We start from the raw sequence: 6,177 nt of genomic DNA, 5'->3' as shown, positions 1-6,177 counted from the left end.
CTTCGACAGCTCGAACTTGGTGCGCCGGACGACCACCTCTTCGCGGAAGTCCACGAAGGCGGTGACCATCTCCTTGAGGCCCATCTGCTCGGGCCTGCCGCGGTTCAGCGCCAGCATGTTGACGCCGAAGGAGCTCTGCAGCGGCGTGAACCGGTAGAGCTGGTTCAGGATCACCTCGGCCGAGGCGTCCCGCTTCATCTCGACAACGACCCGCATGCCGTCGCGGTCGCTCTCGTCGCGCAGGTCGGCGACGCCCTCGATCCGCTTCTCGCGCACAAGCTCGGCGATGCGCTCGACGAGCGCGGCCTTGTTCACCTGGTACGGGATCGAGTGGATGACGATCGCTTCCCGCTCCTTGCGGATCTCCTCGATCGAGGCCTTGCCGCGGATGATCACCGAACCGCGGCCGGTCATCAGCGCCTGTCGCGGGCCGGTCCGGCCGATGATCTCGCCGCCGGTGGGGAAGTCGGGGCCCGGCACGATGTCCAAGAGCTCGTCCAGGCCGATCTCGGGATTGTCGACATAGGCCAGGCAGGCGTCGACGACCTCGCCCAGGTTGTGCGGCGGGATATTGGTGGCCATGCCCACGGCGATGCCGCCCGCCCCGTTGACCAGCAGGTTCGGGATACGCGACGGCAGGACGACAGGCTCCTGCTCGGAGCCGTCGTAGTTGTCCTTGAAGTCGACCGTGTCCTTGTCGAGGTCCGCCAGGATCGCCATGGCGGCGCGCGTCATGCGGCTTTCGGTGTAGCGCATGGCCGCCGGCGGATCGTTGTCGACCGAGCCGAAATTCCCCTGGCCGTCGATCAGCAGCAGGTTCATCGAGAACGGCTGCGCCAGGCGCACCAGGGTGTCGTAGATCGCGACGTCGCCGTGCGGGTGGTACTTACCCATCACGTCACCGACGACGCGGGCGGATTTCACATAGCCGCGGTCGGGGGTGTGCCCCTGCTCGTTCATCGAGAACAGGATGCGGCGGTGGACGGGCTTGAGGCCGTCGCGGACGTCCGGCAGCGCGCGGCTGACGATCACGCTCATGGCGTAATCGAGGTAGGAGCGCTTCAGCTCGTCTTCGATCGCGATAGGGGCGACGCCCCCGCGACGATCGTCCGGAGGCGTGTGGGTTTCGTCGGTCAAGGGAGGGATTTAGCCGTGAGAATCGGACGGGTTACGTAGGCATTCCAGTTAGCATTTGCAGGACCTGCGCGCCACTTTCCTCGCGCGTGCGCATGTGCGCGAGCGCGTGCGTCAAACGGCGCCGCAGCACCGCGCGTGACGGGGAACGCGGGCAAGGCTAAGGAGCAGCCATGCCCCTTCGCTTCGGGGAGCCGGCGCCGTGGTTCACGGCGCCCACGGCTTCCAATCCGGAATTCGTCTTCGACAGCGCCGCCGGCCGCTATGTCCTTCTGCTCTTCGCGCCGAAAGACCAGGGCCGGACGATCGCGGCGCTGAAGGCGCTTGCCGCGCGACAGTCGCTGTTCGACGATGCGCGGGTGTCGGCCTTTGTGGTCATGGCCGACGCCAGCATGATCTCGGGGCAGCGCGATCTGCGGGGCCTGCGCTGGTTCCCCGACACCGACGGGATTATCGCACAACGCTTCCAGGCGGAGACGCCCCACTGGCTGCTGCTGGATCCGAGCCTCCGGGTGATGGCCGTGGAACCGCTGGAGCGCGCGGACGAGATGCTGGACCAAGTCGCGGCGCTCGGCCCTCCCGGCGCCTATGCGTCGGTTCCTCTGAACGCCCCGGTCCTGATCGCGCCGCGCATCTTCGAGCCCGACCTCTGCCGCAAGCTGACCGGCCTGCACGAGGACAACGGCGGGCGCTTCACAGGCGTAATGCGCGATCAGGGTGATCACACGGTCTACGTGATGGATCAGCTGAAGCGCCGACGCGACGTGATTGTCACCGAGGCCGACCTCGTCCAGGCGATCCGAGAGCGTCTGGAGCGGCGGCTGTTTCCGCTGATCCAGCGGGCCTTCGCCTTCGCCCCGACGCGCATCGAGCGCTACCTGGTCAGCTGCTACGACGAGCAGGACGGCGGCGTCTTCCACCCGCATCGGGACAACACCACGCAGGCCACCGCGCACCGCGCCTTCGCCTGCTCGATCAATCTCAACGACGACTTCGAAGGGGGCGACTTGCGCTTCGCGGAGTTCGGACCGGCCACCTACCGGCCTCCGGTGGGCGGCGCCGTCGTCTTCTCCTGCAGCCTCATGCACGAGGCGATGAGGATCACCCGCGGCCGCCGCTACGCCTTCCTACCCTTCCTCTACGATGAGGCCGGCGCGCAGGTGCTGGCCGCCTACGAGGCGCGCACCGCGCCGGCGGCCCTGTAAGCTGCGGTTCATGCCCGCGCCGCCACCATCCCGCCGATCTTCGGAACCAAGCTCCACCCCATGACCCGTCTGATCCTCGTAGCCCTTCTCGCCTCGGCCGCGCCGGTCGTCGCCCTGGCCGCCGCCCAGCCGCCGATCCAGCCCGGCTACTGGGAATCGACCAACAAGCTGCTGTCGCCGATCCGGCAGACCAAGGTGGAGCGGCGCTGCATCACCCCGGCCGACGTGGACAAGTTCCTCGCGGGTCCGTCGAACCGCCACTACAAGTGCGCCTATCCGCACAAGATCATCGCCGGTGGAAAGATCAGCCTGAAAGGCACCTGCGTCTCGAAGAAGGGCCGCAAGGTCGAGGTGGAGGGTTCGGGCGCCTACAACCCGACCAGCTTCAACCTGACCGCCAGCATCGCCACCGAGTTCCTGGGACTGGACATCGCCGGCAAGGCCTCGACCGAGGCGCGGCGCATCGGGGACGTCTGCCCCGCGCCCGAAACCCCGCCGCCCGCCGAGAACTAGGCGTTCGACAAGCGTTAACTCTGTCTTCCCATCCTGCACCCCTGGTCACTGGGATGGATTCGATGGGTCGGCTCGACGTCGCCGGGGGCTCGGCGGCCCTGCTCCGCCGCGCGGTCGACGCCGAGGCCCGCAAGGATTTCGCCGGCGCCGCGCGGTTCGCCGACGAAGCGGCCGCGGCCGACCCGCACAACGTGCGGGCCTGGCGCATGGCCGGCGTGTTCCGCGAGAAGCTGGGCGACTACGCCGGCGCTTTCGAGGCCTACGACCGGGCGGCGACCCTCGCGCCGGCGGACGCCGGCCTCGGACGAGACCTCGCGAGGCTGGCGAGCCTGATGGGCTTGGCCGAACTGGCCGAACAGTTCCTGTTGCGGGCCAAGGCCCAGGACCCCGCGTCGGTGGAGATCGTCAACGACCTGGCCTGCGCGTATTGCGCCCAGTCGCGGTTCGGCGAGGCGATCGAGCTCCTGCGCGAGGGGCTCACCGCCCAGCCGGGCGCGGCGCTGCTGTGGAACACCCTGGGCTGCGTGCTCTTCGAGGCGGGCGACGCCAGCCAGTCGATCGTCTTCTTCGACGAGGCGATCCGGCTGGACGCGCGGATGCACGCCGCCTCCTTCAACCGGGCCAACGCCCGCAAGGCGGTGGGCGACGTCGCCGGAGCCCTGGCCGACTGCGAGAGGGCCATCTCGCTCGGCGCCGACAGCCCGACCCAGGCGGCCATGTACCGTTACGCCCTGGCGCTGCTGCGGCTGAACGCGGGCGACGTCGCTGGGGGCTGGGACGCCTACGCCGTACGTAATGAGGAGGCCTACGCCGACTACGTGCATCACCGGCTCGCGCGGCGGGCGTGGCGGACGGGCGAGCCGCTCGCCGGCAAGCGGCTGCTGGTGATCGGCGAACAGGGCCTGGGCGACGAGGTGCTGTTCGCCAACGTCCTCGCCGACGCCGTGCGTGAGGTCGACCGGCTGCTGATCGCCGTCCAGCCGCGGCTGGTCTCTCTATTCCAGCGCTCTTTCCCTACGGCCCAGGTGACGGGCTACGCGACCCGCCGGGACGGGCTGCAGACGACGCGCGAGGTCCCCGGCCTTCCGGACGACGCCTACGACGCCTGGGCTCGCATGGGCGACCTGCTCGGCCGTTACCGGCGCACCGTCGCCGATTTCCCGACGCAGCCGGGCTTCCTGAAGGCGGACCCCCAGCGTGTGGCGCACTGGAAGGCGGTGCTGGCGGGCCTCGGCCAGGGTCCGAAAGTGGGCGTGATCTGGCGCAGCCTGCTGGTGACCTCGCAGCGGCAGAAGTTCTATCCGCCGCTGGCGAACTGGGGGCCGGTGTTCGCCGCGCCGGGCGTCACCTTCGTCAGCCTGCAGCCCGGCGACTGCGCGGACGAGCTCTGTGACATCGGCAAGACCATGGGAGCCGACATCCGCGCCCTGCCCGGCCTGGATCTCAAGGACGACCTCGACGAGATCGCCGCGCTCAGCTGCGCCCTGGACCTGGTCGTAGGCCCCGCCACGGCGACCACGAACATCGCCGCGGCCGTCGGCGCGCCGACGTGGTTCGCGACCACGCCCGACGCCTGGCCGCGGCTGGGGACGGCCGCCTTCCCTTGGTACCCGCAGGCCCGCGCCTTCTCAGGCGAGCAAGGCTACGACTGGCCGGGCGTGATGGCGCAGATGGGCGCGGCGCTGCGCACCGAGTTTCCTTAGAACGGGATCTCGTCGTCGAGGTCGGCCGAGAACTCCTCGCGCGGGCCCGAGCTCTGGGCGCGAGGGCCCGAGCCGAAGCCGCCGCCGTAGCCGCCCTCGTCCCGGTCGCTCATGCCACCGCCGGCGTCGCCGCGTCCGCCCAGCATGGTGAGTTCGCCGCGGAACTTCTGCAGCACGATCTCGGTGGAGTACTTCTCCTGGCCCGACTGGTCGGTCCACTTGCGGGTCTGCAGCGAGCCCTCAATGTAGACCGTCGACCCCTTGCGCAGGTAGTTCTCGGCGACCTTCACGAGGTTCTCGTTGAAGATCACCACCCGATGCCACTCGGTCTTTTCCTTGCGCTCGCCCGACGTGCGGTCGCGCCACGTTTCGGACGTGGCGATGCGGAGGTTGGCGACGCGGTCGCCCGACGTGAGGCTGCGGATCTCGGGATCGGCCCCGAGGTTCCCCACCAGAATGACCTTGTTGACGCTGCCCGCCATGTCGATGTCCTGAGCTTTCCGTGCTTGCGGGCCCTACGCCCGGCGGGAAGCTAGCGCGCCGTTAACGGAACATCAAACGTTATGTTCTGCGTCTGTTCCGGATGAGGCGGACCTGTCCACAGCTATTGCTGCGGCATTGCGCCCGGGATCGCCAGCCGTCCGTCGCCGGTCCGCACGAGGGCGGTGTAGCGCGGCCCTTCCATCGAGGTGGAGGTGCTGATGCCGTACCGGTCGATGAACAGGAAGTTCGCCTGGTATGCGCCCACCAGCTCCTGCTGGCTGCCGCCCAGCGTCAGGAAACGGACCCGCATCGCCTCGAGATTGGCCGCGCAGACCTCGAGGCTCGGAGCGTTGACGAGCTTGTTGTACTTCAGCCCGCCGTCCTTCTGGAACACGACGTGGTAGCAGATCCCCGGGTCGCCAGGCGGCTCGGTCCGCTTGGCGCAGGCGGTCAGCGAAAGGGCCGCGGCGGCGGCGGCGATCAACGTCTTGGCGTGCATGGGTCTAAGCCTAACACGCCCGTCTTACGTCCGTCACCCGGCGGGCGGCAGGCGGCAGCCCGGCCCCTGGTTGACCAGGGTGCGGAAGCTCTGGTTGTCCGGCGAGATCTCCACCCGACCGGTGACGAGGCGCAGGGTCTGCTGGCCCCAGCGGCCGTAGGCGGCCTGGCCCGGCCGCTCGCAGCGGCCGGCGAACAGGGTCTGGACGCACGCCTCAAGGCTCGTCTCCGAGACAGGACGCCACCGGCCGCCGGCGTGGCGCCAGCAGGTCGCGACCGGACCCGTGGGCTCGGCCATAGGCTCGTCGAAGGCGGACGGCGCGGGGTCTTCCACCGGCGCCTGCTCGTCCGTCGGCGGCAGCGGGGTGAGGACCATGCCGGCCTGGTCGGCGGCCGCCAGGGCGCCGGTCTCATCGATGCCGACGTCGAGGGCGTCGGTCGCCACCCCGTTGCGGCGGGCGCAGTCGGCCAGGGTGAGCTCGCCCACGAACTGACCTTCGACGAAGCAGCGCAACGGCTTGGCCGGGTCGAGACGCCCGTCCTCTGGGCCGCTTTCAATGACCAGGCCCGCCTGCGAGGCCGGCGGCGGCTGGGCCGGTTCGCCCTGCCCGCCCCGCATCAGCAGCCAGGCGATGACCACG

General features: G+C 69.5%; 7 protein-coding genes. 3 read left to right on the top strand and 4 right to left on the bottom strand.

Going from position 1 to position 6,177, the window contains the following annotated elements; all coding sequences use genetic code 11:
* On the bottom strand, positions 1-1,137 hold a 1,137-nt coding region (locus RIF93_RS17830), incomplete at its 3' end, for a DNA gyrase subunit A (protein WP_309092796.1).
* Between the two features lie 170 nt (positions 1,138-1,307).
* Here RIF93_RS17830 and RIF93_RS17825 point away from each other — a divergent pair.
* The 3 genes from RIF93_RS17825 to RIF93_RS17815 all read left to right on the top strand — a co-directional run bounded on the left by RIF93_RS17825 (position 1,308) and on the right by RIF93_RS17815 (position 4,555).
* On the top strand, positions 1,308-2,339 hold the full coding sequence (locus tag RIF93_RS17825) for a 2OG-Fe(II) oxygenase (protein ID WP_309092795.1): 1,032 nt from the start codon (positions 1,308-1,310) through the stop codon (positions 2,337-2,339).
* Positions 2,340-2,399: 60 nt separating this feature from the next.
* Positions 2,400-2,852: a DUF3617 family protein gene (locus RIF93_RS17820; protein WP_309092794.1), complete on the top strand. Its 453-nt coding sequence runs from the start codon at positions 2,400-2,402 to the stop codon at positions 2,850-2,852.
* Between the two features lie 62 nt (positions 2,853-2,914).
* Positions 2,915-4,555, top strand: a complete 1,641-nt coding sequence (locus tag RIF93_RS17815) for a tetratricopeptide repeat protein (protein ID WP_309092793.1) — start codon at positions 2,915-2,917, stop codon at positions 4,553-4,555.
* Here RIF93_RS17815 and ssb read toward each other — a convergent pair.
* The 3 genes from ssb to RIF93_RS17800 all read right to left on the bottom strand — a co-directional run bounded on the left by ssb (position 4,552) and on the right by RIF93_RS17800 (position 6,176).
* Complete coding sequence (gene ssb, locus RIF93_RS17810; protein WP_309092792.1) at positions 4,552-5,037, bottom strand: single-stranded DNA-binding protein; 486 nt, start codon at positions 5,035-5,037, stop codon at positions 4,552-4,554. The genes RIF93_RS17815 and ssb overlap by 4 nt on opposite strands.
* A gap of 122 nt (positions 5,038-5,159) precedes the next feature.
* Positions 5,160-5,537, bottom strand: a complete 378-nt coding sequence (locus RIF93_RS17805; RefSeq protein ID WP_309092791.1) for a hypothetical protein — start codon at positions 5,535-5,537, stop codon at positions 5,160-5,162.
* Between the two features lie 33 nt (positions 5,538-5,570).
* Positions 5,571-6,176 (bottom strand): hypothetical protein, encoded by a 606-nt coding sequence (locus RIF93_RS17800; protein WP_309092790.1) that lies wholly within the window; start codon positions 6,174-6,176, stop codon positions 5,571-5,573.
* Position 6,177: the final 1 nt, after the last annotated feature.

Origin of the sequence: Phenylobacterium sp., from assembly GCF_031181185.1 — a bacterium.
Classification (GTDB): domain Bacteria; phylum Pseudomonadota; class Alphaproteobacteria; order Caulobacterales; family Caulobacteraceae; genus Phenylobacterium.
Note: the sequence above shows the minus strand (reverse complement) of the source record. Positions and strands in the feature narration are given on the sequence as shown.